Here is a 26,800-nt window from a genome sequence, read left to right on the forward strand (position 1 = left end):
TTATTTTAACTTAATTAGCTATATTTCGAATTAAGGAATCAATCCCCCTCAAAGAAATCATTATCCACTTCCTTTACTTCATAAACAGTCTTTATTTGAATACCAACATTGTATTGATGCATTAGGTCTACTAACTTAGCCCCATCTACCAAAATAATCGAGTGATGGGCTTCTTTTGCCTTTCTAATTGCTGCATCATCAAAGCTTGAAGTAGTTATAAAAACACCCTTGCTGGTATCTCCGCTCATCGCGCCAATGAAATTTCGGATATCTCTCTCACGCACTTTATTTTCATTATATCGTTTCGCCTGAGTATAAATTTTTTCAAGACCTAATTTATCCTCGTTAATGATACCATCAATTCCACCATCGCCAGATTTTGACGTTTCTACAAAATCCCCATATCCCATTTTTTTAAGAAGAATAAGAATTACTTTTTCAAAATAGTATGGATCGATATCTTTAAGCTTTTCAAGAAGTTCAGTTTTAACTTCAGTTTCCATAGTCGAGAAGCCAGAATCAATTAGATCCTGAGGTGAAGCATTTTTAACATTCACATTCTTTATTTCCTCCTCATTCACTTTTTTATTATCTACCGACTCTCTATGCTTAATATAGTCTGGATCGTTTTGAAGCTCTTCTACTGTTATATGACCTTTTTCCAGTACTCTCCTGCCTTTGTCATTTATTTGAACCATTCCTCTTTTGGGATAAGAAGCAAATTTTGCCATTTTTAGATAAGATTTTCCCCAAAGAATTCTGTCGACTAAAGTATTTGCACCAGAACTTGTTTTCTGGTTTAATAAATTCTCAGGCAAGTGAGAGTAATATTTATCTCGTACCTTAATGGCTAAGTCCCTACTATTAATAGGTTCACCAGAACTTAAGATTTCTAAAAGAGGAATAAAGGATTCATGATATTTTGGTAATTCCATAATTTATTTTTTAATGGGTACGGAAAGTATTGTGTTTGGTATTATAATTTACTGAAACAAAAACTTCAAATAGATAAAGCATTATTTCTTCCTTGTGCTGATGCATATTATTTTTACTATGTTCCTCCTTATTTTGATCATAGAATTTTATTAAAGAAACATCACAAGCCATTAATGCATTACGCTCTGAATCAAAAGCTTCGAGATATTTTTCTTCCGTTGAATCCTTGCTATAACCTTTAGCAATTCTATGAGCTAATGTGGCCATGGAACTGGTAGGACCTTTTTGGTGATCTAAAATTCTTTTAATTACATTTCTTGAAATACCGCAATAAAACGGTTTGCCATTTTTTGAAAATAGATAAAGTCCTGCAAAATCTTGATTTATATCAATATGCTTCATTTCACCATAATCAAATATATTAGTTCTCAATTTTTCTATAGCAGTTGCAGGGCCTATACCTGTTAATGTTCCTTCATTATTCGCAAAAGTTTTGAAAGGGATTTTATTTTCAATAGGACTCCATTTTTCGCAAAGCACTTGAAGATCCCTAAAATATCTAATGAGGTTTTCTGAGTCTAATCTTCCCAAAATTATTATTTAACTATTCTCTACAATTTCAATTTCTTCATTAGTTAAGCCATATAGATCATATGCCATATTCTATCTTTCTATTGGTTGCGGCTATTTTTAGCTGAAGTTTTGTGCCCTTTTTTATTCTCCTCTAACCGTTCGATTTACTCGAACTCGACTTATTTAGTCAATTCCATTACCGGTACTGGGTCTCCTTTATCTCGTTCGAGGTTGATCTTTTTTACAGCTTTGTTAAACAACTTGATAATTACCTTGATATAATGATCAATCTCATTTAATTAAAAATAGGTTATAATAGAAATTCTGTTAGTCTATTTCACCCTACCCTAATGTAAAACCTCTTGAAAATAGATAATTTATCAGCTCGTTATTATTTATCCGTCTATCATAAATCTCATATCCAGGTCTTGTATTTGAAGTTGAAAGAGTATCTAAAAATTCTGGAATATTATCTTCTGTGAAATAAATTCGTAGTTCTATTCCCCATTTATTTGCTTCGGGTCCTAACACGAAATAAGGTTTTGAATTAGTATCAATTGGTAAAGGTTGATTGCCAGTATATTCAGCATAATCCCTTTCAAATCTATTAAGTGATGAATTAGCTACTTCCGCTTCAATATAGGTTTGAACATTTGGTTGGGTGAAATATTCATATGCTTGATTCAATTCTTGAGTTGTCATAAACTTTTTAATTTTATATTTAAATTATTGATTTTTAGGTATGTACGATGACAAACAGTTTTTACATCATCTGATAATTAATATTTCTTAATATTTAATTTTATTTCCAAATATAGTGATGTCACAATACTATAGTTTTTTTAATCTACGGCATTTGGTTTTTTATTATTTTTATTTCATTCTTATTTAATCCATATATCTCAAATATTAAGTTATCTATAGAATGTTGAATTTCAACGATTTCTTTTTTTATGTTCAAAATCTCTTTCGATTTTGTGTTGAAAACACCGAACCAATCTAGCTCTTGCTCTTTGGACAGTTTTTCTCGATTATTTCTCTTAAGTATTGAATTAATTTTTTTTATAAATTTTTTGAAATCATTGTTTGAATTTCCAACAATCCCTTTCTGAGAAACTAAATCGAGTGTTGTCATAATAAAATTATCAATAATCCCTTCCAACTCACACATTTTGGTAATTTGCTTTTTCAATTTGATTCCTAAACTATCAATTTCTTTACTAATTTGAATTGGAACAGGGGGTAGCGGGATTCTCGATGTCACTGCATTGTCAAAATGCATTGTTCTTATCGCTTTTCCATATATAAAACGAAAAGCATACCAATTTATAAGGCTAGAATTTAGTAAATTTTCTATTTGAATGTTACTGTAATTAGTATTATCAATAGTGATTTGATTAATAGTATCTAGAATTGCATACCGGTCTAAATCTTCGTCTACTATGCAAGCTGTTATTTTAATGTGTTCAACTGGGTTGTTAATATGAGAAACAATGTTCTGTACTAATACTGAATTAGTATTAAGTAGGTTTTTAGTATCCTCATGGACTTTATTTTTAGCTGCCATGCCTTTAAATCCCTTGACGCCTTCTCTTTGAATATTTGCTCCGCCAAGCACAAAAAATTCCCCAGTTAAACCGATATCACGTTGTATAGAACCACCTCTTTGATTAATGGAAATGTCGTTCAGGAAGATATTATTCGAATGTATTTTTTGGCCTATTTCAAGTTCCTTTTGCGATATACCATTTAATATTAGATCATATTTTCTAAAAGTGTTTTTATCAATTTCACATAAGCTGGTAATGTCACTATTAACCCTAATTGATGACTTATAAGTAGGAGATGATTTGGATTTCGAAAAATTTATAATTATTTGCTCGAGCTTCACATCATTCCAAACCTTGCCGCAATCAACTATTTCAACTATTTCATCAATTAGAAATTCTCTAATACTTCTATAATTTGAAGAAAATGAGAAAGATTTAGGTATAATAAAACCTAGTTGGCCATTATGAATTAATAATTCGTGAGACAATTTTAGAAAAGATATTACAGATTCAGAACCACCTTGAATATATCTTTCATTCAAATATTTTTGTGAAGGCTTGTCTAACTTAGCTCCGTAAGGTGGATTCCCAATCACCACATCGAAACCATTTCCTGATCTTGTCGAAGGATCAAAAACTTCGGGAAATTCCTTTTTCCATTTAAAAGCTTTATCGCCCGCTACATTTTTATCTTCTATTAAAGAATTCCCACATTTTATGTTATTACTTAGATCATTTAGTTTTCGGCGTGGTTGTGCGGTGCGTAACCACAGGGAAAGTTTGGCAATCTCCACACTCTCTTCGTTAATATCTACCCCGTAAATATTATTCTCCAGAATGGTATTTTCGATATCGCTAAAAACAAGTCCGCCACCCAATAACTTGGCTTTCATTTCATCTATATAGTGATGTTCTTTAATTAGAAAATCTAAGGCTTGGTTTAAAAATGCACCAGAGCCACAAGCAGGATCGCAAATGGTGAGTTTTAGCAACCAGGCTCTATAATCATCTAAGATCTTTAAAAGTGCTTCTAAAGTTTCTTTTTGTCTGCGTTTTCTACCACGATAATATTCTTCTTCCTTAAACCCAAGCTCGGTTTTCTTTTCTTCACATAGTTTACCTACCGTATTTTCTACAATGTATTTGGTGATGTATTTAGGCGTGTAAAAAACGCCATCTTTTTTACGTTTGCTTTTTTGTTTGTCAAAATCGCCACCTTCAATTTCTGCATTTACGCTTTCAATTTCATTGAGAGAATTTTCAAAAATATGCCCAAGGATATTCACATCTACTTGGCTTTCAAAATCGTATTTAGCAAGTTGTGCGGTGTGTTTATTTAGTAATTCATCATCTATCTCCAAAACATCCAGTATAGCATCGGGTTTAAAAAGTCCTCCGTTATAAGCAAAGATCTCTGCTGCAGTTTCGCTTCCTTTTCTGCCGGTATCTAAGTAATTAAAGTATAATTTAAACCGATCATATAAAGGAACGTGAGCATCCAGTTCTTTTAATTTATTCCAGTCGGCCAAAATTTTATGTATGGAATTTGGAGGAAGTAAGCCACGATCTTCAGCAAAAAATATGAACAGAAACCGGTCTATTAACTTTTGTGACTTTTTAAACAAATTAAGCTTGACATTTTTTTCTAATCTATTTACATCATTTTGAAGCTCAAGATGATCTAAAGATTCTGAAGCAATTTCAGAAGAACGGAACGTTTTTAGATTTTTGGCATTTCTGCGCACCAGATCTCTATAAAGCTCTCTTTTAAAAACAGAATAATCTTTATAAAACTCTTTAGTAATAGCTTCTTCCACGAATAAAGAATCTTCTTTGATTTTTAAAGGAAGTCCGTTAATAACATTCTCTTTCTGAAGGCATAACCATAGTAACGAAAAATCATAAGGGTTAAGCTCAAAAAGATCGAATTCTAAAAATTCTGTAGCATCATTTATATAAAACCTAAGCTTTTCAAAATTGGAGGTTATTACATACACACATCCTTTTTGATTGGCTTTATAATCAAAAGCCTGTTGCCTTATCCCTTCTAAATGCTTCGTATTGGTGCCTTTTAGTTCTATTACGCCAATGGCAGTTTCCCCATTTAAGATTGCACCATCTGCCTTACGTGCATTTTTTTCATTTTTATATTCGGTAGTAAGATTATAGCTGGGATTTGGATTCATAGTATAACCTAGAATCTTTACAAAAAGTTCATTTAAAAAAGTTGACTGAAACTGCTCCTCTTTAGAACTTCTTATGTTTTCCTGAATTTCAGGATGCTGAAAATAATTGGTGAATTTTTTATAAGCTTTGTCAATAACTTGGTCATCTTGAAGCTTTAGGTATTTCTTTAAAACAGAAACCTGAAATAAGGCCATAAATTGATTTGTTAGTATTACAAACTGCGTTACTAACTAATAGGGTAGGAGTAGTAGCAGATTAACGGGAAGTAAAGCTACTAAAATATCTTAAAATTTTAAGATTTGAGATAAATTAATCTTATTCTCTTCAATGGTTTGATTTTTTAATTCAAAATTTTAGATTTTGTTGGATTCAATAATAAATCGAAGTAAGGATAATTTAATACAAACTTCTTAAAACAGATTTTCTAATATATAAAAAAGGAGAGTGGTCTATTTCCCATTTTTTTTCTCCAACATATTTTACTTTATCTTCGGTAAAAAGGTTATTATTTATAATAACTCTTAAGTTCCAATTACAATTGACAGGATGAAGAATTGGATTAAGATTATTCTTAATCTCCCAAATCCAGATAGGAGGATACTTATTTTTTTCATAAGGGTCACAATTCCAGAGTTCGATTCTATTCGAAAAACTGGACTCACTAACCGGTTCTAAACATGATATTAGTGGTTTGTAGAAGGTGAGATCAGATATACTATAACCTCTTTCTGGGAATTTGATAAAACCTAATTTTCTCCAGAAATTTTCCGATTCTCTTGGTTCGCAAAATAACTTTAAGGCCGTAAAGCCGGCTTCTTTGAAATGTAAATTAATATAACTTTCAAAAGTTCTTCCGATTCCTTGATGCCGTAAATGAGGAGCTATTTCCATGATATCAATGTCAATATGTACCTCTCCAGCACGCCAAACTACGAAACCAACTGCTTTATTATAAGATTGAAAAGTTATTAATCTATCTTTTTCAAAAGCTTCAACTATAATAGGCCAATTACAATAGAAACCCTGATGTGTTTTATTATACTCCTCTTTTAACCAAAAATGAATTTCATCTAGTTGTATTTTAGTAGGTTGTATTAGTATATTAGAATTTGACATCATAATGTAATTTAGAGTATTTATATTTCAGTGCCCCATATCTACCATAACTTGCCTGCGCGTGGATCCTGTGCTGTTTTTATAGCGTACGGGAAGTTAAGCGTTAAATAAAAACAGCATAGGGCGCAAACTACTTTTGATGCATTAGTTACAGTAAATAATAACCATTTTACTGGAGGTTTCAAGCCATTTACTGTAAAATTAGGATAATTTGCGTCAAGGTTAATTGTCATGACAAATCCTACTTTTTTCCTTCCAACCACTGGCTATAATCTTCTTTAATTTCAGGATTTATAGAAAGATATTGCTGATAGAGATCATTCTCTGATTCCATAATAATTCGGTAGATTTCAAACTTTTCCTTCTCTAATACTTTGACTGTGTATCCGAAATAACCTAGCAATCCTAATGTGATTATTCCAAGTGTTCCGAATAGGATCAAAAGGTAATTCGGAATTATTCTGGAGTGCTTTAGCTTCCTTTCTATTTCCTTGAGAATTTCATCTTTTAGCCTGTTTTCTTCTTCCTGTTTTTCTAAGAAGATGTTCAAGCGTTTTTCGAGTGCTTCCGTAGTAATTGGAATGCTTAAATTGACCAGTTGTTTTGAAAGCAGTTCAAGTTTTAAAATTGCTGCTTGAAAGTCCGCCATCTCATCGGTCATGAGCTCCATAATTTCATCTAGCTTTTTCATCCTTTTAATTATTTAAAATCCTATTCCTGTATCCAAGCTTCTTTTTATTACTTGCTTCACTAAGCCTTTGGCTATACTAGCTGCCATATTAGTGCTGACTTGAACTGTTTTATCCATCAATTTCAAACTGGTGGGTACTTCGTTCATTCTTGTATATGCTGAATTTCTAGTGATTTCTCCTATGAGTTTACCACCCGTCATTGATCGGTGCACATCACTTCCTTTTAAATTCACTCCTTTATATTCAAATCGGAAGCCTTGTATTTGATTTGATTTATTGATGCTTGGAATCACTGTTACCTGTTGCGCTTTCATTTTATTGATATATTGATCTATTGATTTGGGTCTGGTTTCCAATACCTTGTCATGGATCTGTTTTATTGCCAATCGCTGCGGATTCAATTCCTGTAATTTTTCTTGTTGTACTTCTCGAACTCTGGTAAGGCCAAGCTCTTTTGCTACATTATCTGCTGCTAGCTGACTTCTTTTGCCAATAAAGCTGTCATTATAGGCTTTCCCATCAAAGCCAATTCGGTTGGTGTAAATATGAACATGAGTATGTTCTTTATCCCTGTGAACAAATCCAATGGATTGGTTATTTTGCAAATTCATTTCCTTTAAAAACTTTTTAGAAATTTCCTCCAAGTCTTTTACGCTTAAGTCCTTTCCATCTTCAATGGTAGGACTTAAGATAAAACTCAGGGTATTGTTAATGCATCGCTCATTTTGAGACTGGATGATTTTAAACTCTTCCGTTATCTCCTGCGGATTATCTCCGGCCAGAAATTCTTTAAGGACTACTTCGGCATCTTTTTCCTGATTCCATCCATAACCTATAGATGCTCCCGTTCTTGATATGGAATGCCCCTTGCCAATCATTTTCTGAAATTTTTAAGGTGATTTCTTATTTCTTCTGCCAAATGTTTTACTTCCTCGGCAAGTTTTGGATTACTTTTTTTAAACATATTGCTGATTCGGCTGAAGTTGTTTTTGTATTGTACGAGTTGCTGATAACATTCTAACTGCTCCTGGGTAATCCTTTCTATAATATTTTTCTGAAAAGCAGTGGATCGCAAATATTCAGAAAGGGAAATACCTGCTTTGGCCGCTCTATTTTTGAGTAGCTTTTTCTCGTAGATCGAGCAGCGTATCTGGATATATTCCCTCTTCATTTTTATTTAAACTTTGCAACCTCCGGGAGCAAAGCAAGATTGTCATGACAATGACACATCTTGCTTTGCTATCCCAAAAGGAATCTCCCTTGTGGCTTTTACCTTTCTAATTGTAGGTCTCATTCAACTTTTCTCTTTGTTCGTATTGAAATTAATTTTTCATTCAAGTCTTGATAATCTTTATAAGAATCACTTTTATCAATCACGTTCTTATGTTTTTGGATCAGCTCTTCTGCATTTTTAATTCCGGCTGTATCATTATCCAAATACAGATCAACCTCATTATAATTTTTAAACAAATTGGAAACTGGTTTTAGAAAAGAAAGCGAGTTTAAAACAATGACATCTGAATTTATAAGTTCAAGGGGAAACAGTTCAGCTATAGATAACAGGTCGAACATCCCTTCTAAAATTATCAAGCGATCTGAATGATTGTTCAAGTAGCTATAGGCTTTTGGAGAGCTGGAGTTTTTAAAATATTTGTTTCGAAGTTCCCATCCCTCTAGATGATTTTTAAGCCCTAGGGCAAAGTACTTTTTCCCTTTAAATCTGTACCAAATTTCGTTACAGTACAATTGAGCCATTTCTAACCTTATTTTCCTTAAAACCAAATACTGAATTAAAGCCTGATGTTGTATTGGCTGAACTTTGATAACTTCAATTTTTGGAGTAATTTCATTGTTTAAAATTGGCTGCTGAAAAGAAAAAAGATCACTTTCGTTGCTTAGAAGTTCCAAGGCTTCTTTACCCGAACAATTATTCATGCCCACAATTAAATCAAGCACGTTTCCGCCCTTACCCAATCCATGGTCATACCATCTGTTCAAAATCAAAGAAACCTTGAAAGAGGCCTGCGTTTCTGACCGAAGGGGACTCAGAAACCAGGCTTCTTTCTCCGATGTCCTGCTTGGAAAGTGCCCGAAGCTGGCCAGCGTTTTTACGATGGAAAGAGTTCGGGCTCTTTCGCAGGTTAGTCTTTTTATTTTCATCTGTAAATCTTTTAAAAATTCCCAAATCCACTTACCATCTTACCTAATACAGTAATGGCGAAGTGTTTGATTAAAATTCTTCATTTTTTCATCTTACCTAACCCATCCTAAAAGGGTAACTTATATTAAGTTAGGGTAGGAACATATAATTTATCTTACCCCCTCAACACTCCCTATTCTAATAGGATTAGAGATATATGGGTAGAATGGTAAGTCATTTTATATTTTTTCTTTCATTAGCTCAATTCCCAAGGAGAACTTTTAAATCTTTTCTTTACTAAATAACCATAAACCTTTCTTTTCTTATCTTTCAATCTTTCATATCCAAAGCCCGAGAGTGCCCTTCCAATATTTATCTGACTAAGACGAAGATTTAGACAGGAGAGGCTAAGCATAATATCTGAGGCCGTCATAAAATTGTCTGGATTTTTTGAGGGTTTAAAATATTTAGCAACCAATTCCTGTTCTGTGGTTAATTTGGTATATTTTAAATTTCTGGTTTCATTCTCATTAATATCTTGCACCGTTAACTCTGGATTAAAATTTGGATCACTGTAGGCCAAATGATAAGCCTGAATCCAAACAGATTTTATATTGATCTCTTTTGAGTAATTAAAATTGATAGATCCAGTAAGTTCAAAACACAACCATCTTACAGAACCAGTTTCGTCATTAAGAAAAGATGACATATTGGTGGATCCGATAAATGAACAAATCCGGGGAAGTGTAGTATTTTTTCGATCATAGGGTAGGCGCTCGTTTATAAAAGTTTTAGAGAAAAAAGCTTTTAATGCGTTAACATCATTTTTTGAAAGCACAGCTAGTTCATCTAGGTTATACAGAAAATTTCTACATAATTGGATACGGGCATCTTTATCATTACTAATATCTTCCGCCATATATTCTGCGAGCTCAGGGGGGCATAAAAATCGACACCAAGTAGATTTTTCAGAACTCTGCCCACTATGACTAATAATAAGCGCTTGTTTATTAAAATATGATTTCTCTAGGGCACATTTAATAGATCTTACCAGCCATTTCTTAAAATGATATAGAAAAACATCTTCTTCATATACTGGAAGATAGGCCGCTAGTTTAGCAATATGATCTATTCCATCCCATTTGGGAAGTGAAATGAAATACTCTTTAATTGGATTGTATTTTTCAATGAGTTCAGATTTGATAAGAATTTCGAGTTTGGCAGAACTGATCTCAATACCTGCAGAAGTAAGTTCAATAATTAGAGAATTGACATTCAGATATCGCCAATCCTTTTGATCTTTAAAGGAAACTTGAAAATCATGGGAGATTTCATTATATAGAATATCATACTTTTCCAATAAATAATCCAATGCATAGTCAAAGATGGTTTTCTTCTTTGGGTTTTCAGCACGGTAAAAATTTGAACTTTTATTCTCCATGATAATGTAAAATTAATGGCGTTTGTTTCTAAAAGTATAATTCAGGGCTTCCCTGTTTATTTCTTCTCTTGATTTACTTGGACTGGCCAACAACCAGGCATCCAGTCTTTCTTTTGAGAAAAAGATCATTTTACCTCTAGGTTTGGAAAAGGGAATTTCATTTTTTGCGGTCAACTTATATAGGTAGCTTTTGGAAATACCGGTGTATTCCGCTGCTTCTTCTAATGAAAGAACATTCTTATTAGTTCTTACTGTTCTTTCAATTCGGTCTAACTGTTCTTGAAGTTCGTAAAGATTCATGTTTTTAGATTTTAGTTAATAAAAGACAAGTTCATATAGTGCTTGTCATATGATTTCTAACACGAATCTAATAAGGGAGAGAAATGGAAAATGATACTGTGATTACTTGGTAACGACTTTTAAGGAAAATGTATCAGTATTTATGGGATTGTAAATTACAACTGAGGGAAAAACTGTAGATAAAAATATGGAGTCTAGGTGAATTTTGAAAAAACCTTTGAAAGATCAGAAGTTCGCTTTGAAAATTCGGTTTTGCTTCCTGCATTTTTAATAGTGTTATACATATATCTTTTTCCATCCGGGCGGATAATTAGTCTGGAAGTTTCAAAAAACTTTTTAAGTGTCAGGGAATTATTAGGAAATGTCTTTGAAAATAGTTCATAAAATTCTCTAGAACTGGGACCATCCAAATCAAAATAAACTTTTGATCCATGACTATCCCAATCCTCTAGAAATACTTTTATAAAATCTTTGGAATCAGTTTTTGTTTCATCTACCATATCATATCGAACCAGTTCTTTGTATAGGGTATTGAGCTGATCCTTTGAAATAGCAATGTTAAAATTATTTTCTGATGGCTTTTTCTTATTATTTTTTGGAGGATTAAAATGATTCTTGAATTTAGATGTCCAGGTGTAATGCACAAGTGTAAATGCCAAAACAAAAGTGGTGATGCGAATTAGAGATAGTAAAAAATGGAGTTCTGTCGCTGGACTCTCAAACGAATACATTAAAAACATAAAGCCTCCACAAAAAAGGTATATCAATAAACGGGGCTTTTCAATTTTGCTATTCCATACGGAAGGAGAATTGACCATGAAATGGATGAACATAAAATTATAATGAAGAAAAAGTCTAACTCCTAGATAGAGAAAGGCAAGCGTGGCTAGATATTGGAAAACATCAAAACTCATAATCCATTTCAAGCTCCGGTAATAAATAGGCAGCTTCTTTCTTTTTCTTATCTACTATCTTTGCATAAACCTGAGTGGTTCGTATTTCTTTATGTCCTAAAACTTTTGAAACCGTATAAATGTCCGCTCCATTTTCAAGTAGAAGTACGGCATGAGTATGCCTGGCACTATGAAATGTTATGTGTTTTGTGATTCCAGCACGCATGCACCACCTAAGGATCTCTGCATTAAAATGAGCTCCATATTTTAAACCTTGAAATACACGATCATTTTCCTTTCTTCTTTTACCTAATATTTTCCTTGCTTGATTTGAAATGTACTGATATTCCTGCCCAGCTGTTTTTTTCTGCTGAAACACTAGTCTGGTTTCATTTTCCTCATCGCGTACCTCAGACCAAATAAGTTTATTAATGTCGCTCCATCTAAGTCCAGTAAGGCAACTAAACATAAAGGCAGATTTAAGTATAACATGCTTACATTTGGCTTTGGCCATCTCCTGTAATTCCTCCTGGGTTAGATGTTCCCTTGTTGTTTCACCTTGCGTAAATCCTTTGACACAGGTTGCAAAATTTCTACTGGTATAGCCATCTTCAAAAGCTTGTCTTAGGGCAGCTTTAAATTTATTGTAGTAAGTATATTTGGAATTCTGAGATAGTAGAGTATTTGATTTAGTCCTTGAATTCTTGTTCAAAAATTTTTTAAATCCCAATACAAACTCTTCATCGATATCTTCAAAAGTTATTTGTTTCTTTTTGCAGTAGTCTTCAATATGATTTTGAGCTGCATCCCAATTGTCATAATTCCCTTTACTCTCATAGCGTTCTTCTTTTAGCTTTTCATAATAGGTAAGGAACAGAAATTTATTTTTTGACCTGTCCTTAATGCCATACTTCCCTTGTGCATATTCTGCTCTTCGTATTGATAAGATCTGTTCAGCTCTTAGAAGGGTTTCTTCATTTTCTCTTTTTTCTGAAGGTGTTTTAGGTGAAATGTATAGGTACTCTCGTAAATACTCGAACTCCCTATTATTTTTAGATTTTCCGCTATCATCGATAATTTTTCCTTTGTAATAATCTATATATAGACTGTACTTTCCAGTTGTCAATTTCTTTTTTCTAAGATTGATTTTCATATCTAGATCTTTTATATAAAGATAAGAGAAAAAAATCAACAAGGTGCACAAAGTGCATCTTGTCTATAAAATTTAACAACGGGGTGCACTTTAGGTGCAAAATGAGGTGCACAATAGGTTAATATAAGAAAATGAACTGAATAATAAAGGGGCTATTAAGCCCCTGTTTAAAACGATTTATATTCATTTGGTGTCAAATGAATACAAATAATATTTACTGTTTATTTTCCAATACAGAAATTAGCAAATATATTCCCCAAAAGATCATCGTTGGTGATTTCTCCAGTGATCTCACCAAAATGATATAAAGCCTGACGAATATCTATTGCCATTAGGTCTCCTGAGAGATTATCATTTAATCCTTGTTGCACCTTGTTTATTTCTTCTAAAGCGCTTAGCAACGCATTATAATGTCTACTATTGGTAACTATAGTATTATTGTTTCTTAATTCGCCAGTATTTACGAATTGTAATAATTTTTCCTGAAGTTCTTCTACGCCCATTCCTGTTTTAGCAGAAAGCAATAGATATTGAGATTTTTCTACTCCGCGGGAAATAACTTCTAATTCCTGTTGTAATTTTTCTAATTCTGTTGGCTCAAGAGTATCCACCTTATTTACAATTATAAGTAATGGCTTTTGTGGAAACTGATTATGGATCTTTTGTAGTTCTACTTGGAATTTTGAATTCTGAATTTTGAATTTATCTGCACTTAACAGATAAATAACCACCTGCGCCTGACTTATTTTCTCAAAGGTCTTTTTTATACCAAGGCCTTCAATGACGTCCTGAGTTTCCCGAATTCCAGCAGTATCTATAAATCTAAATCCAATGCCGCCAATACTTATTTCATCTTCAATGGTGTCCCTGGTTGTTCCTGCAATCTCTGAAACGATGGCGCGCTCTTCATTTAGCAGTGCGTTTAGCAAGGTAGATTTCCCCACATTAGGTTCTCCAACAATCGCCACAGGAATTCCGTTTTTCAACACATTTCCAACGGCAAAGGAATCGATCAATTTTTTAAGTACTTGTTGAATACGAGTTACTAAATCCTGAAATTCATCTCGATTTGCAAATTCTACATCCTCTTCAGCAAAATCTAGCTCCAATTCTATAAGAGATGCAAAATTTAAAAGTTCCTGACGGAGCTTCTGTATTTCATTAGAAAAACCTCCACGCATTTGCTGCATTGCTATTTGGTGAGAAGCCGAGTTTTCAGAAGAAATTAGATCCGCAACTGCTTCCGCCTGACTTAGATCCATTTTTCCATTAAGAAAAGCTCGTAAGGTAAATTCCCCTGCTTCAGCAGATCTGCAACCATTCCGTATTAATAACTGAATGATCTCCTGCTGTATATATTGACTTCCATGACAGGAGATCTCGATTGTATGTTCTCCGGTATAACTCTTTGGGCCTTGAAATATAGATACCAAGACTTCATCTATAATTCGTGCTCCATCAATAATATTTCCTAAATGGAGGGTATGCGTGGTCTGCTTTTTTAATTCTTTTTTAGACTTGGCTATAAAGAGAGGCGAAACTATATTCATTGCTTCTGCACCAGAAACTCGTATTACTGCAATCGCCCCTGCACCAGATGGGGTAGCTAAAGCTACTATGGTATCGTTTAAAATCATGCGGCAAAGATAGTAAAGAATTGAGAGCTTGTTTAATCCTTAGCATGTAACATATTCCTTAAATTCACTACTTATAGTATACAATCATCAATCAAACAATCATCATGAGAGAAGACAATCAATTATTAGTATTAACACATTTAAGTCAGTTATTGGATCTAGTTACTGGAATTGGAGGGTTTGTAGTTCCCTTAGTGATCTGGCTTACGCAAAAAGACAAGGTTTTTGGCATGGATGCTCACGGGAAGATGATCCTGAATTTTCAGATCAGTCTGTTTATTTATTCCATCATCTGCATCCCATTGATATTTTTATTCGGTTTAGGGGTACTGTTATTAATTGGAATAGGTATCGTGGCTATCGTTTTTCCGATTTTAAATGCTATTAAGGTGAGCAATGGAGAAGTTCCTAATTATCCTTTGTCTATTGAGTTTATAAAGTAATTTTTTTAGAATTATAATAGAATTAAAAGGACAGTTTCCTAAAATATTAAAGCGTCAACCTATCCCGATACTTCGGGACAGGATGACTAAATTAAAACGTTTAATAAATATCCGAACATCACCCTGAATTTGTCGAAGGGTGCTCAGGACCTCATAATATGCTTAGATAAGCTCAGCCTGACAAAAGCGTTCTTAAGAATTCCTCATTCTAAAACAATATTGATAAATATCGGAATATTGGGAAGGAAAAAATTGAATTCGAGTATTAAAACAAAAAAGCGCAAACTATAATAGTCTGCGCTTTTTTTATTTTTAAATCCTTCCGAAGAAGATCTACTTTTTAACTATTCAACATAACCGGCATTACAAGCATAGTAATCTTTTCGCCTTCATCCAATCCATCTACCGGAGTTAAGATCCCTGCACGATTTGGTAAGCTCATTTCTAACTGAACTTCATTTGCATTTAGGTTATTTAACATCTCTGTTAAGAAACGAGAATTAAAACCAATTTGCATATCGTCACCTTGGTAAGAACACGTTAAGCGTTCTTCTGCCTTGTTACTGTAATCTATATCTTCTGCTGAAATGTTCAACTCGGCACCAGCGATTTTTAAACGAACTTGGTGTGTGGTTTTATTAGAGAAAATAGATACCCTTCTTACAGAGCTTAAGAACTGACTTCTATCTATTACCAATTTATTAGGATTCTCTTTTGGAATAACCGCTTCATAATTTGGATATTTCCCATCGATCAATCTACAGATCAACTGAGTGTCTTCAAAAATAAATTTTGCATTAGACTCATTATATTCAATAAGCACATCGGTTTCACTTCCTGCTAAAATTCCTTTTAAAAGGTTCAAAGGTTTTTTAGGCATAATAAATTCTGCTGCCTGAGAAGCGGTTACATCTTCTCTAGAATATTTCACTAATTTATGAGCATCTGTAGCTACAAAAGTTAAACCCTCTGTAGAAAACTGAAAGAACACTCCGCTCATTACTGGTCTAAGATCATCATTACCAGACGCAAAAATGGTTTTGCTAATTGCCATAGCTAGTACATCTCCTTGGATAATAGTACTACTAGGATCGCTCAATTCTACTGCGTTTGGAAATTCTTCTCCATTAGCATACGCCAATGCATATTTTCCATGATTAGAACTTAACTCTATGGTATTATTATCTTCCACTACAAAAGTAAGTGGTTGTTCTGGGAACGTTTTTAAGGTTTCCAATAACAATCTTGCAGGAACAGCGATAGAACCTTCAGAATCTGATTCTACTTTCAATTTAGCAGACATGGTAGTCTCTAAATCTGAAGCAGAAACCGTTAATTCGTCTTTTTTCAATTCGAATAAAAAGTTATCTAAAATAGGTAGGGTGTTGTTATTGTTAATAACGCCTCCTAAAATTTGAAGCTGTTTTAATAAATACGTACTGGATACTATAAATTTCATGGATCTAACAGTTATTTAATCATTACAAATATATCTTAATCCTTTAAAAACCGAAGTGTAATAGGTGATATTTTATTAACAGAAAATATGAAATTAATTATATTAACTCCTTGAAATTAAAGGCTTCCTGAAAATATAGTTTGGAAATTTGTTAATATTTAATCTTGACGAATAGTTATTAACTAAAAGTCTAATTTTTTAAATAGCGTTTTTTTCTGAAGTAGGTGAAGATAAATGCCCCAATTCCCAACAATAGCAGTGGTATAACAAGATTTAAAAATTGCCATTTTTCACGTTCTTCAGCCGTCTTTTTAGAATCTAAAAAGGCGATGCTTATTTCTTTAGATCTAATATTTATTAATCCTGAATCGTCCAATAGATAATTTACGGAATTCAGCAAAAACTCTTTATTTCCATAGGTGTTTCCAGTAAATCTATCGAAGCCTAGCTCTAATGGCTGCCCCTTTTGAAGCTGATTTTTTATAACATCCCCATCGGAGATCACAATCATTTTCGTGGATTTTCCATTATCATTAGCTTCATCTACTTCAAAAGGTTTTACCCTGTTTTTATATACAGATTTAAATTCACCTTCTAATAATACAGCCATAGGTAATTCTCCTGCCGTGTACGTGGAAAGATCTGGACGAGAATTTAATAAATTCAAGCTGATTTCTCGTGGAGTTCCTTCTATCTTGGATTGAGGAGAACTAGAAAGGAGTACCGTTTTCTTTATATTATTATCTAAAATATCTATAGGATTGGCCCATTCAAATTTTACTGCTTCTATATTATTAATAATTGGGTGTGAGTTAGGGGAAGTAGTTAAAGGGCTGTAAAACCAAGGGTAAGGAGAAAACTGGGTATCATTTCCATTTCCACTTGCTAAAACGATGGGTGCCGAATAAATGTCATTTACCAGAGTAGGATTAATACGTAAACCGTATGAGAAAAAGAAGTCATTTAAATTTAAATCTCTTGGTAAGGCAATGGCGCTTCCAGTTGTATTGAACAAACTATCGCTTTCCATACTTGTTTTCTCCACTAGCCATAGGGATTTCCCTCCACTCATTAAGTATTGATCCAAGACTAGCTTCTCTTTTTCTGAATATGCCTGGGTGGGTTTAGCTTCTATTATTAGATCGAATTCTTTTAGATCTTCCAATGTTTTATTTGGATAATTGGCAACAGAATCTAATGTAAAAGGTGCTACAAAATAATACTGTCGAATGGTTTTAATGAAATCGGCGATATAAGCATCTCCCAATTCTCCATTTCCGCGCATAATGGCGATTTTTTTCTTTTTAGGCTGAACTAACTGTCCTAAAGCATCTGCAAAGGAATATTCCATCTGCTGCACCGAGTTATTTACCCGCTCTTCATCTGTTGTTCCTAACTTATTTTTAAGCAATGGGATCTTTACCGTCTTGTTATTAAAATTAGCAATTGCCCAGGGAAATATAATAGATTCGCTTGCTTTTCCATTTTCCATCACGCTAATACGTGCTGGAGTCATTCCTAATTCGTAAAATTCCTGAGCCACAGCATTCGCATCATCACCTTCAGCTAAAGGATCTATAAAGTTGAATTTTACATTAGAATTATAAGCAGACATTTCCTCAAGAAATTGCCTAGTTTCATTTTGCAATCGCCTAAATTCCGGAGGAAATGCACCTTTTAAGAAGACATCTATTATGATAGGAGATTCAATCTTATCTATAATAGTTTTTGCAGCCGGAGATAGGGTGTATCTATGATCCTGAGTAAGATCGAACCTGAAGTGAATTTTGGAGGCAATTATATTTACAAACAGCAATCCTAAGATCACTAAGAATATCCATTTATATTTTGTCAAATTCTTCAAGAGCTAGGATTTAATTTTGGTTGAATAGATCTTGAAATAGCTAAATGAGATAAATAGAAGTATCAGGCTTATAAAATAAATGATATCTCTAGTATCTATTACTCCACGACTCATACTTTTATAATGATAGTTCATTCCAAAATACTCTATCCCATAAGTGGAATCTCCAAATATTTTAAAATCCGCAACTCCTTCAAAAGCAAAATATAATAGGAAGCATAGAAAAATAGCGACTATAAAAGCAGTGATCTGATTGTTTGTAAAGGCTGAAGCAAACACACCTATTGATGTATAGGTTGCAGCTAATAAAAACAACCCAAAATAAGAGCCTAAAGTTGCGCCGATGTCTAAGTTACCAGATGGATCACCAAGCTTATAAATAGTAAACACATATAATAGAGAAGGAAGAATGGCGATACAAGTTACTAAGAAAGCGCCAAAAAATTTTCCAATCACTAGACTCCAAGTACCAATTGGTTTGGTAAGTAATAATTCCATGGTGCCTTGCTTGTTTTCTTCAGCAAAACTTTTCATTGTAATAGCTGGGATTAGAAAAAGAAAGATCCAAGGTGCGAGATCAAAAAATGGTTTGAGATCTGCAAATCCATTATCCAAAATATTATAAGAACCAGTAAAAACAAATAGGAATAAGCTACAAAGCGTCAGGAATATTCCAACTACCAAATAACCTGTTGGAGCCGAAAAAAAAGATCGTATTTCTTTGTTGAGAATTGCTATCAATGCTATTTATATGTTTTTCTAACCTATATTCTTAGTCTAGACTTACTAACTTGTCTAAACTCCAGGCTTCTGGTTTCTGATTGAAATATTGTTTGGTGTTTTCCCAGACTCCTTTAAAAAGATCTGAATTTCGATAATTCTCTAGAGCTTCTTCATCCTCCCAATAACTATACGTAAAAAACAGATTTGTATTGCTTTTGTCTCTATAAAGCTCTAAAAAAAGACAACCTTCAAATCCTCTTACCTTGGATTTTACAATTTCAAAATCATTTAAAAAAGTTTCTACTTTTTCTGGGACAAAGCCCATTTTCACAATTCGTACAAACATCTTTTATTCAAATTTTATAGTTACTGTGTCCCTGAGCTCTAGTCCAAATAGAGTAGAGGCACTGCCAACCGTGCTAGGATTACTTTTATAAATAGCTAGTTCTATATATCCTGCAGAATTAAAGATGGCTAACTTTTTACCATCTTCTTCGCGTTTATCTTTATCCTGTTTAAAATCTATCGCATCACTATAAGTAGTATAAATATTAGAGAATTTTGCAGTTCGTGCCGTAATCTTAAACTTTCTGCCTTTACCAACATTTTCAAATATTTTCCTTGTAATATTGGTAACAACATTCCCATAATTATCTATATAAAGAACATGGCCCACAATCTGATTTTTTTCAGAATTTATATAAGGCTCTATTTCTTTTAAATATTTAATGCTTTCTATAGTCTTTCCAATAACTTCCAAGGTTCCCCCACGAGCGATATGGCAAGCCACTCTCACAAAAACATCCAGAACAGGGAAGTTGGTCTCTACCGTATTATGGATATTGATCTCAACAATCTTTTCAGGCTTAATTTCTGAAGCTATCAACGAAAGGATCCCATTATTTGCACATATAAAATAATGATCGTCCAATAGAATTGTAACATGTTTATTTTCTGGAGTCAATTCTGAATCTATCCCGATTATATGAATACTTCCCTTGGGGAAACATCTGTATGCATTCTTAATAATATAAGACGCCTCGGTAATATGAAAAGGAGAGATTGAATGTGAAATATCCACAATCCGTACATCATCCATTTCTGAATAGATAGTACCCTTAACGGCTCCAGCGAAGTGATCTTTTTCCCCAAAATCTGTCGTTAAAGTGATGATAGCCATAGGCAATTGTTGATATTTTTTTAAAGGTGAAGCTTGTTATTTATTGTAAGTTTGTAATACAGGCGAAGATAAATTTATTTCATCCAATTCCTGAAATAATTTATATAAAAATTGACGATTTTATATAAGTAAATCATACATTGTTACTAGAGTAAAAATTATTAATGAATTAAAATCTAACTTTAAACCTACTGCTTTTGAACGAACTCATTATCGAACTTTCCGAAATTAGTCCAAGAGATTTCTTTGGACAACAAAATGAACACATTGAACTTCTTAAAAAATATTATCCAAAATTAAAGATCGTAGCTCGTGGAAGCAAGATCATGGTTTATGGAGATGAAGATATGCTGGAGGAGTTTGATAGACGATTTACAATGTTAATGGATCATTTTGTGAAGTATAATACACTTGATGAAAATGTAATAGAGCGTGTTCTTTCCAGTAATGGAAAGGATGATTATTCAACTTCTACAGAAAGTGGACAAACCTTGGTTCATGGAGTAGGAGGTAAGTTGGTGAAAGCTCAAACTGCCAATCAGCGTAAATTGGTAGAATTAGCCATGAAGAATGATATGATCTTTGCAATTGGTCCCGCAGGAACAGGAAAGACATATGTTGGAGTAGCACTTGCAGTTAAAGCATTAAAGGAAAAACAGGTAAAACGTATTATCCTAACAAGACCTGCAGTTGAAGCTGGAGAAAACCTTGGATTTCTACCGGGTGATCTTAAAGAAAAATTAGACCCATATATGCAGCCTCTTTATGATGCGCTTAGGGATATGATTCCACATGAAAAATTGGAGGTGTTTATTGAAAAAGGAATTATTCAAATAGCTCCTTTGGCATTTATGCGGGGAAGAACCTTAGATAATGCCTTCGTGATCTTGGATGAAGGTCAAAACACAACTCATGCGCAAATGAAAATGTTTCTTACCAGAATGGGTAAGAATGCAAAATTTATGATTACAGGAGATCCAGGACAAATAGATTTACCAAGAAGAACAGTTTCTGGATTAAAAGAAGCCTTACTTGTGCTTAAAGATACCAAAGGTATTGGAATGGTGTATTTAGATGATAAGGATGTTGTAAGACATAAGCTGGTTAAAAGCATCATTGCCGCATACAAGAAAATAGAACACGCTGAAAATTAATAGCAGAATTCAATTTAATTGAATAAAATAATAAAACGATCTCTTTATTGAGATATTTAATATTTATGAAGAATACCATTATAGATACCAATTTCGATTTTCCAGGACAAATTCAAGTTTATAAAGGAAAAGTTAGAGAAGTATATTATTTAGAAAATGATCTTTTAGTTATGGTTGCCACAGATAGGCTTTCTGCTTTTGATGTAGTGATGCCTAAGGGAATCCCTTATAAAGGGCAGATCTTGAATCAGATTGCAACACAAATGATGGCTGCAACACAAGATATAGTTCCTAATTGGTTAGAATCAACACCAGATCCTAATGTGGCGGTTGGAAAAAAATGCGATCCGTTTAAAGTAGAAATGGTAATACGCGGGTATTTATCTGGCCATGCAGCAAGAGAATACAAGGCAGGAAAACGTATGCTTTGCGGAGTTTCTATGCCAGAAGGAATGAAAGAAAATGATAAATTCCCCCACCCTATAATAACTCCAGCTACCAAAGCTGAAATGGGAGATCATGATGAGGATATATCTAAGGAAGATATTCTAAAGCGGCAGATAGTTACTAAAGAAGATTATGCGTTTCTTGAAGATTATACCAAAAAACTATTTCAAAGAGGAACTGAAATAGCTGCTTCCCGAGGATTAATTCTTGTAGATACGAAATATGAATTTGGGAAAACCGCTGGAGGAGAGATTGTATTGATAGATGAAATACATACTCCAGATTCTTCTCGTTATTTTTATGATGAAGGATATGAAGAGCGCCAGAAAAATGGAGAAGTCCAAAAACAGTTATCCAAAGAATTTGTGAGACAATGGCTTATCCAAAATAATTTTCAAGGATTAGAAGGACAGACAGTTCCAGAAATGAGTGATGCTTACATAGATTCAGTTTCAGAAAGGTATATAGAACTTTACGAAAAGATCACAGGATTGCCATTTGAGAAAGCTGAAGTTTCCAATATAGAAAAACGTATAGAAAGCAATGTTTTGGAATACCTGAAACACAGGAAGGCGTAGTTTTAATTTCTACTTATAATATCTAACATAATCTACATAGAAACGGGCTGGAAAAATTGAATCATCTATTTCTCCGGCCCATTTTCCGCCAAGAGCTAAATTTATTATTAAATAAAATGGTTTTTGAAAAATATTCTCTCTTCCATCTCTTTCAGCATCTTCTATGGTAAAGCTATGAAACAGCTTCTCATCTATAAAATAGTTGATGCTTTTTTCGTCCCATTCAATAGCATAGGTATAAAAACCATCTTTAGAAAAAGGCATTTTTGAAGTTTTGGCTGAAGAATTCAATTTCTTATTATCCAATTCTGGATAATGAATGGCTCCGTGAATTTCGGTTGGAGATTTCCCTACATGTTCCATAATGTCTATTTCGCCACATTCGGGATAACCATCTCTTTGCCTATTTTCACCTAACATCCATATTGCCGGCCAGGTTCCATTTCCTTCAGGTAGTTTCGCTCTAATTTCAATTCTGCCATATTTAAAGAGTTTTTTCCCGAGGGTATTTATTCTAGCAGAAGTATATTTAGATTCCTTATATTTTTCCTTTCTAGCTTCAATAACTAGCAAACCATTCTCAATCCGGAGGTTTTTAGAGCTAGAAGTATAATATTGTTTTTCATTGTTATGTCCTAGACCTTTTTTAAAATTCCACGTATCGGTATCGATCTTTTTTCCATCGAATTCTTCTGCCCAAACTAGGCTACGATCTTGAGATTGCATTTTTGGTGATATTAGAATGAGTAAGATTATTAATTTCAGCATAAGTAATTATCAAATTCAATCTTTGCTAAAAGTATGCCATCCAAATATTTTACTAACTATAAATTTTAATCTATGAGGGAGTTTCATTCAAATTTATTTGATATTCACCAATCATATTTAGTATTATTTTCTCTGAACTTGAAAGTGAGATGTTATTGTCTTTATCTATATTTTTCACTTTTTCGAAATATGGAACAATACCTCCATTTTCATAATTTTCTGTAATAAAAGGATGTACATAATAGCTTCTACAAACAGCTCGAGTATTACCCAAACCATCTGCCGCCGCATCTATAGCTTCTAATATTGCTTTGGCATTTTCCTTTTCATCCTCCTTATATCCAATTCCATGTAAGGTTTCAAAGTATATTTTGGAAGCCGCCCACGTCCTAAAATCTTTCGCAGTAAAGCTTTCTCCGCTTATTTCCTGAATATAATTATTGATCATGGCACTATCTACAGTCTGTTTTGCGCCATTTTCGTCATAAAACTTAAACAATTCCCAACCAGGAATTTCTTCACATTGATTTACTAATTTGATAAGTTTTTTATTGGTGATACTAATGGAATGTTCCTTACCTTTTTTTCCGACAAATTCAAATTTCATCGTGCTTTTGGAAGTTTTTACATGTCGAGTTCTTAATGTGCTTAATCCGTAAGTCTTATTTTGTTTAGCATAATATTCATTTCCAACCCTAATATGGGTTTCTTCCATTAAGCGAATTACCAATGCTAATATCTTGCGCTCATTCATTATCTTTTGATCCAAATCTTCGTCTACCTTTTTTCTAATCTTCGGCAAGGCTTTACCAAAAGTGATCATTTTAAAGAATTTGGTTTTATTCCGTAATTCAGACCAAGTAGGATGATACATATATTGCTTTCTACTTTTTTCGTCTAAACCAACTACTTGTAGATGACCATTTACAAGATGAGAGATTCTTACATTTCTCCATGCCGGAGGTATTACAAGACTTTTATATCTATCTAATTCTCTGCCGGTCATAATCTTCTTTCCCTCCCTATTATAGGAATATCCTCGTCCACATTTCTTTCTGGTTACACTAAGATTGGCTTCAGAAATATAAATAAGATTTGCAATGCTTGCCGCCTGCTCAGGATCGTGTATTAGATCGTCAATTTCATCACTAGTTAGAGTCATCGCTTTTTTATTTAAATATAAAACGAATCATAACAAACAGATTATAATTATTTGTGAAAGTTTGGAAAGGAAAAAACGGTTACTTCATTATAAATGAGGCAACCGTTTTAATCTTTTTAAAACTAAATAGTTTTTATTCGAAATAGCTGAAAGTTTCTCCGTCTTTAATATTCAGTAGACTTTCATAGATCAATTTAATCACATTTTCTACATCATCTTTATGTACCATTTCTACGGTAGTATGCATATAGCGTAAGGGTAAAGAGATAAGTGCAGATGCTACACCTCCATTGCTGTAGGCAAAAGCATCAGTATCTGTGCCTGTGGCACGAGAAGAAGCATTTCTTTGAAATGGAATTTCCTTTTTCTCCGCTGTGTCAATTATTAATTCCCTTAGTTTGTTCTGAACTGCGGGAGCATATGTGATAACAGGGCCAGATCCAATTTTCGCAAAACCATTGGTTTTCTTTTCGATCATAGGAGTGGTAGTATCATGCGTAACATCGGTCACAATAGCAACGTTTGGTTTTATACGCTGAGTGATCATCTCTGCTCCTCGCAAACCAATTTCTTCTTGTACGGAATTAGTGATGTATAAACCAAATGGTAATTTATTCTTATTCTCTTTTAATAAGCGAGCAACTTGAGCGATCATAAAACCGCCAATTCTATTATCTAATGCTCGGCAAACAAATTTATTCTCATTCAATATAAAGAATTCATCTGGATAGGTGATTACACAACCTACATGAACTCCTAATTCTTCAACCTCCGTTTTAGAAGTGCAACCAATATCTATGGTGATATTATCTAATTTCGGAGTTTCCTCTTTCTCTTTATTTCTAGTGTGTATTGCTGGCCATCCAAATACGCCATTTACAATACCATTCTTTGTGTGAATATTTACTCTTTTAGAGGGAGCTATTTGATGATCACTTCCTCCATTTCTAATTACATAGATAAGACCATCATCGTTTATATAGTTTACGTACCAAGAAATTTCATCTGCATGGCCCTCTATAACTACTTTAAATTTTGCTTTCGGATTAATCACCCCAACTGCAGTTCCATAGGTATCAGTTATAAATTCATCTACATATGGTTTTAGGTAATCCATCCAAATTTTCTGTCCTTCCCATTCGTAACCTGTAGGGGAGGCATTGTTTAAATATTTCTCAAGGAATACCATAGAATTCTCATCAAGCAAATCTTTTTGTGTCATAGTATGTTTTATTATTTCTTTTAAATTACTGTTTCCAAAAATAGTATAGAAACCTGTATCCTTCCATTATAAGCTAAAAAGACCTAGAATACCTAATATTTAGCACGAATTTAATAAGAATTAAATTTTATACAAGGGCATTAATTGTAAATTTGGAATGGTTTTAGTAAATGATATTCAAAATTAAAAAGTTTGCGATTTGAAATTTAAGCTAACATATATATTCTTTTTCTTTTTTCTATTAAATGCATGGAGTCAAACTAACGATCCAGAGCAAGATACAATTCAAACGGAATACTTTATTGTAATGGGGGATACTGTAGTTCGGGAAACAATAGATTTAGATGAGGTACTTATTCTTGGAAAAATAAAGTTTGATTCAGATAAAGCAAGAAGACGTTACCTTATATTAAGGAGAAAAACTAGAAAAGTTTATCCCTATGCAAAATTAGCTTCAGAACGTTTGTTGGAGCTGGAGTCTAGATTAGATCAGATCAAATCTAAACGAGATAGAAAGAGATATACTAAAATAGTGCAGAACTATATAGATGATCAATTTTCTGCTGAATTAAAAAAGTTGACCCATACAGAAGGTCAAATTCTTGTAAAGCTTATTCATAGACAAACGGGAGTAACAGCATATAGTCTTATTAAAGAACTAAAAAGTGGTTGGCGGGCATTTTGGTATAATTCTACTGCAGGTTTTTTCGACATATCATTAAAAGAAGAGTATCATCCAGAATCTAATCAAGAAGACTATTTAATAGAAGACATACTTCAACGCTCATTTCAATCTAAAATATTAGAGCCACAACCTAGTGTTTTGAATTTTAATTTTCATGAGCTTACCAATAAATGGACATCTGGTAGCTAATAAATTTTTTTTTCGTTTTTCTTGGGCGTTTCCCCTCGCAAAACACGGGGCCGGGCTTTTCGCTTGTAGTCCCAATTGCACGAAGTTTCATTGGGAGCTACCGCTTCAATCCCTAACGCACCGTCACTGACGGTCTTATTATTTGAACAAAATGGAATCTCCATAAAAAATAATTCAGTAGTAACTCACGTAATATTAAAGCATTAAGAAAAGATTAAAATTATTTTAAGAAATACTTGATTAAAAGCTTGTGGTAAAGAAAAAAGACGGTGTATATTTGCACCCGCTAAGGAATGAGCCATAGGGTT

26 protein-coding genes are annotated in these 26,800 nt (G+C 33.3%); 4 read left to right on the forward strand and 22 right to left on the reverse strand.

All coding sequences use genetic code 11. From position 1 onward, the window contains the following. Positions 1-38 precede the first annotated feature (38 nt). From I130_RS07400 to mnmE, 14 genes are all read right to left on the reverse strand, one after another. A complete protein-coding gene (locus I130_RS07400) occupies positions 39-935 on the reverse strand; it encodes a restriction endonuclease (protein WP_034920886.1) in 897 nt (298 codons plus the stop codon). A gap of 10 nt (positions 936-945) precedes the next feature. Further along, positions 946-1,527, reverse strand: coding sequence for a hypothetical protein (locus I130_RS07405; protein WP_034920888.1), 582 nt, complete (start codon positions 1,525-1,527; stop codon positions 946-948). 324 nt (positions 1,528-1,851) lie between these two features. After that, positions 1,852-2,211, reverse strand: coding sequence for a hypothetical protein (locus tag I130_RS07410; RefSeq protein WP_034920893.1), 360 nt, complete (start codon positions 2,209-2,211; stop codon positions 1,852-1,854). A gap of 145 nt (positions 2,212-2,356) precedes the next feature. Next, positions 2,357-5,440: an Eco57I restriction-modification methylase domain-containing protein gene (locus tag I130_RS07415; RefSeq protein ID WP_034920897.1), complete on the reverse strand. Its 3,084-nt coding sequence runs from the start codon at positions 5,438-5,440 to the stop codon at positions 2,357-2,359. Between the two features lie 202 nt (positions 5,441-5,642). Continuing rightward, complete coding sequence (locus tag I130_RS07420; protein ID WP_034920901.1) at positions 5,643-6,362, reverse strand: GNAT family N-acetyltransferase; 720 nt, start codon at positions 6,360-6,362, stop codon at positions 5,643-5,645. Between the two features lie 241 nt (positions 6,363-6,603). After that, positions 6,604-7,053, reverse strand: coding sequence for a DUF6730 family protein (locus tag I130_RS07430; protein WP_034920909.1), 450 nt, complete (start codon positions 7,051-7,053; stop codon positions 6,604-6,606). Between the two features lie 12 nt (positions 7,054-7,065). Continuing rightward, complete coding sequence (locus I130_RS07435; RefSeq protein ID WP_034920911.1) at positions 7,066-7,932, reverse strand: relaxase/mobilization nuclease domain-containing protein; 867 nt, start codon at positions 7,930-7,932, stop codon at positions 7,066-7,068. Next, positions 7,929-8,225 carry a mobilization protein MbpA gene (gene mbpA / locus I130_RS07440; RefSeq protein WP_034920916.1) on the reverse strand — a complete coding sequence of 99 codons (297 nt, stop codon included), beginning with the start codon at positions 8,223-8,225 and terminating at the stop codon, positions 7,929-7,931. The genes I130_RS07435 and mbpA overlap by 4 nt, the downstream gene beginning before the upstream one ends. A gap of 119 nt (positions 8,226-8,344) precedes the next feature. Continuing rightward, on the reverse strand, positions 8,345-9,214 hold the full coding sequence (locus tag I130_RS07445; RefSeq protein ID WP_034920918.1) for a toprim domain-containing protein: 870 nt from the start codon (positions 9,212-9,214) through the stop codon (positions 8,345-8,347). Positions 9,215-9,450: 236 nt separating this feature from the next. Continuing rightward, positions 9,451-10,635, reverse strand: a complete 1,185-nt coding sequence (locus I130_RS07450) for a VapE domain-containing protein (protein WP_034920921.1) — start codon at positions 10,633-10,635, stop codon at positions 9,451-9,453. Positions 10,636-10,647: 12 nt separating this feature from the next. Further along, a complete protein-coding gene (locus tag I130_RS07455; protein ID WP_034920924.1) occupies positions 10,648-10,935 on the reverse strand; it encodes a helix-turn-helix domain-containing protein in 288 nt (95 codons plus the stop codon). 194 nt (positions 10,936-11,129) lie between these two features. Next, complete coding sequence (locus I130_RS07460; protein ID WP_157480535.1) at positions 11,130-11,702, reverse strand: hypothetical protein; 573 nt, start codon at positions 11,700-11,702, stop codon at positions 11,130-11,132. A gap of 136 nt (positions 11,703-11,838) precedes the next feature. Further along, the gene (locus I130_RS07465) at positions 11,839-12,981 is read right to left on the reverse strand and encodes a site-specific integrase (protein WP_034920930.1); all 1,143 of its coding nucleotides are present in this window, start codon (positions 12,979-12,981) and stop codon (positions 11,839-11,841) included. Between the two features lie 221 nt (positions 12,982-13,202). After that, positions 13,203-14,618: a tRNA uridine-5-carboxymethylaminomethyl(34) synthesis GTPase MnmE gene (gene mnmE, locus I130_RS07470; RefSeq protein ID WP_034920933.1), complete on the reverse strand. Its 1,416-nt coding sequence runs from the start codon at positions 14,616-14,618 to the stop codon at positions 13,203-13,205. 104 nt (positions 14,619-14,722) lie between these two features. On the opposite strand from mnmE, the gene I130_RS07475 reads away from it, so the two are divergent. Next, a complete protein-coding gene (locus tag I130_RS07475; RefSeq protein WP_034920936.1) occupies positions 14,723-15,061 on the forward strand; it encodes a DUF4870 domain-containing protein in 339 nt (112 codons plus the stop codon). A 340-nt stretch (positions 15,062-15,401) separates the two neighbouring features. Here the strand turns inward: I130_RS07475 and dnaN are convergent, their stop codons facing one another. The 5 genes from dnaN to I130_RS07500 all read right to left on the reverse strand — a co-directional run bounded on the left by dnaN (position 15,402) and on the right by I130_RS07500 (position 20,287). Then, entirely contained in the window at positions 15,402-16,520 is a 1,119-nt protein-coding gene (dnaN, locus tag I130_RS07480; RefSeq protein WP_010232309.1) for a DNA polymerase III subunit beta, read from the reverse strand. A 190-nt stretch (positions 16,521-16,710) separates the two neighbouring features. Next, positions 16,711-18,384, reverse strand: coding sequence for a gliding motility-associated ABC transporter substrate-binding protein GldG (gene gldG / locus I130_RS07485; protein WP_034920939.1), 1,674 nt, complete (start codon positions 18,382-18,384; stop codon positions 16,711-16,713). Positions 18,385-18,387: 3 nt separating this feature from the next. Continuing rightward, positions 18,388-19,125 carry a gliding motility-associated ABC transporter permease subunit GldF gene (gene gldF / locus I130_RS16785; RefSeq protein WP_034920942.1) on the reverse strand — a complete coding sequence of 246 codons (738 nt, stop codon included), beginning with the start codon at positions 19,123-19,125 and terminating at the stop codon, positions 18,388-18,390. Positions 19,126-19,156: 31 nt separating this feature from the next. Then, the gene (locus I130_RS07495) at positions 19,157-19,453 is read right to left on the reverse strand and encodes a putative quinol monooxygenase (protein WP_034920945.1); all 297 of its coding nucleotides are present in this window, start codon (positions 19,451-19,453) and stop codon (positions 19,157-19,159) included. 3 nt (positions 19,454-19,456) lie between these two features. Further along, positions 19,457-20,287, reverse strand: a complete 831-nt coding sequence (locus tag I130_RS07500) for an S-adenosyl-l-methionine hydroxide adenosyltransferase family protein (protein WP_034920947.1) — start codon at positions 20,285-20,287, stop codon at positions 19,457-19,459. Between the two features lie 197 nt (positions 20,288-20,484). On the opposite strand from I130_RS07500, the gene I130_RS07505 reads away from it, so the two are divergent. Continuing rightward, a complete protein-coding gene (locus tag I130_RS07505; protein WP_034920949.1) occupies positions 20,485-21,441 on the forward strand; it encodes a PhoH family protein in 957 nt (318 codons plus the stop codon). Positions 21,442-21,506: 65 nt separating this feature from the next. Continuing rightward, positions 21,507-22,466 (forward strand): phosphoribosylaminoimidazolesuccinocarboxamide synthase, encoded by a 960-nt coding sequence (locus tag I130_RS07510; RefSeq protein ID WP_034920952.1) that lies wholly within the window; start codon positions 21,507-21,509, stop codon positions 22,464-22,466. A 9-nt stretch (positions 22,467-22,475) separates the two neighbouring features. Here I130_RS07510 and I130_RS07515 read toward each other — a convergent pair whose 3' ends face one another. From I130_RS07515 to I130_RS07525, 3 genes are all read right to left on the reverse strand, one after another. Further along, positions 22,476-23,234, reverse strand: a complete 759-nt coding sequence (locus tag I130_RS07515; protein ID WP_034920955.1) for a family 16 glycosylhydrolase — start codon at positions 23,232-23,234, stop codon at positions 22,476-22,478. Positions 23,235-23,304: 70 nt separating this feature from the next. Then, on the reverse strand, positions 23,305-24,396 hold the full coding sequence (locus tag I130_RS07520; RefSeq protein WP_034920958.1) for a DNA topoisomerase IB: 1,092 nt from the start codon (positions 24,394-24,396) through the stop codon (positions 23,305-23,307). 133 nt (positions 24,397-24,529) lie between these two features. After that, positions 24,530-25,618 (reverse strand): M42 family metallopeptidase, encoded by a 1,089-nt coding sequence (locus tag I130_RS07525; protein WP_034920961.1) that lies wholly within the window; start codon positions 25,616-25,618, stop codon positions 24,530-24,532. Between the two features lie 199 nt (positions 25,619-25,817). Between I130_RS07525 and I130_RS07530 the strand changes: the two genes are divergently transcribed. Next, a complete protein-coding gene (locus tag I130_RS07530; RefSeq protein ID WP_410503376.1) occupies positions 25,818-26,492 on the forward strand; it encodes a DUF4294 domain-containing protein in 675 nt (224 codons plus the stop codon). Positions 26,493-26,800: the final 308 nt, after the last annotated feature.

Origin of the sequence: Gillisia sp. CAL575 (assembly GCF_000403785.1) — a bacterium.
GTDB lineage: Bacteria > Bacteroidota > Bacteroidia > Flavobacteriales > Flavobacteriaceae > Gillisia.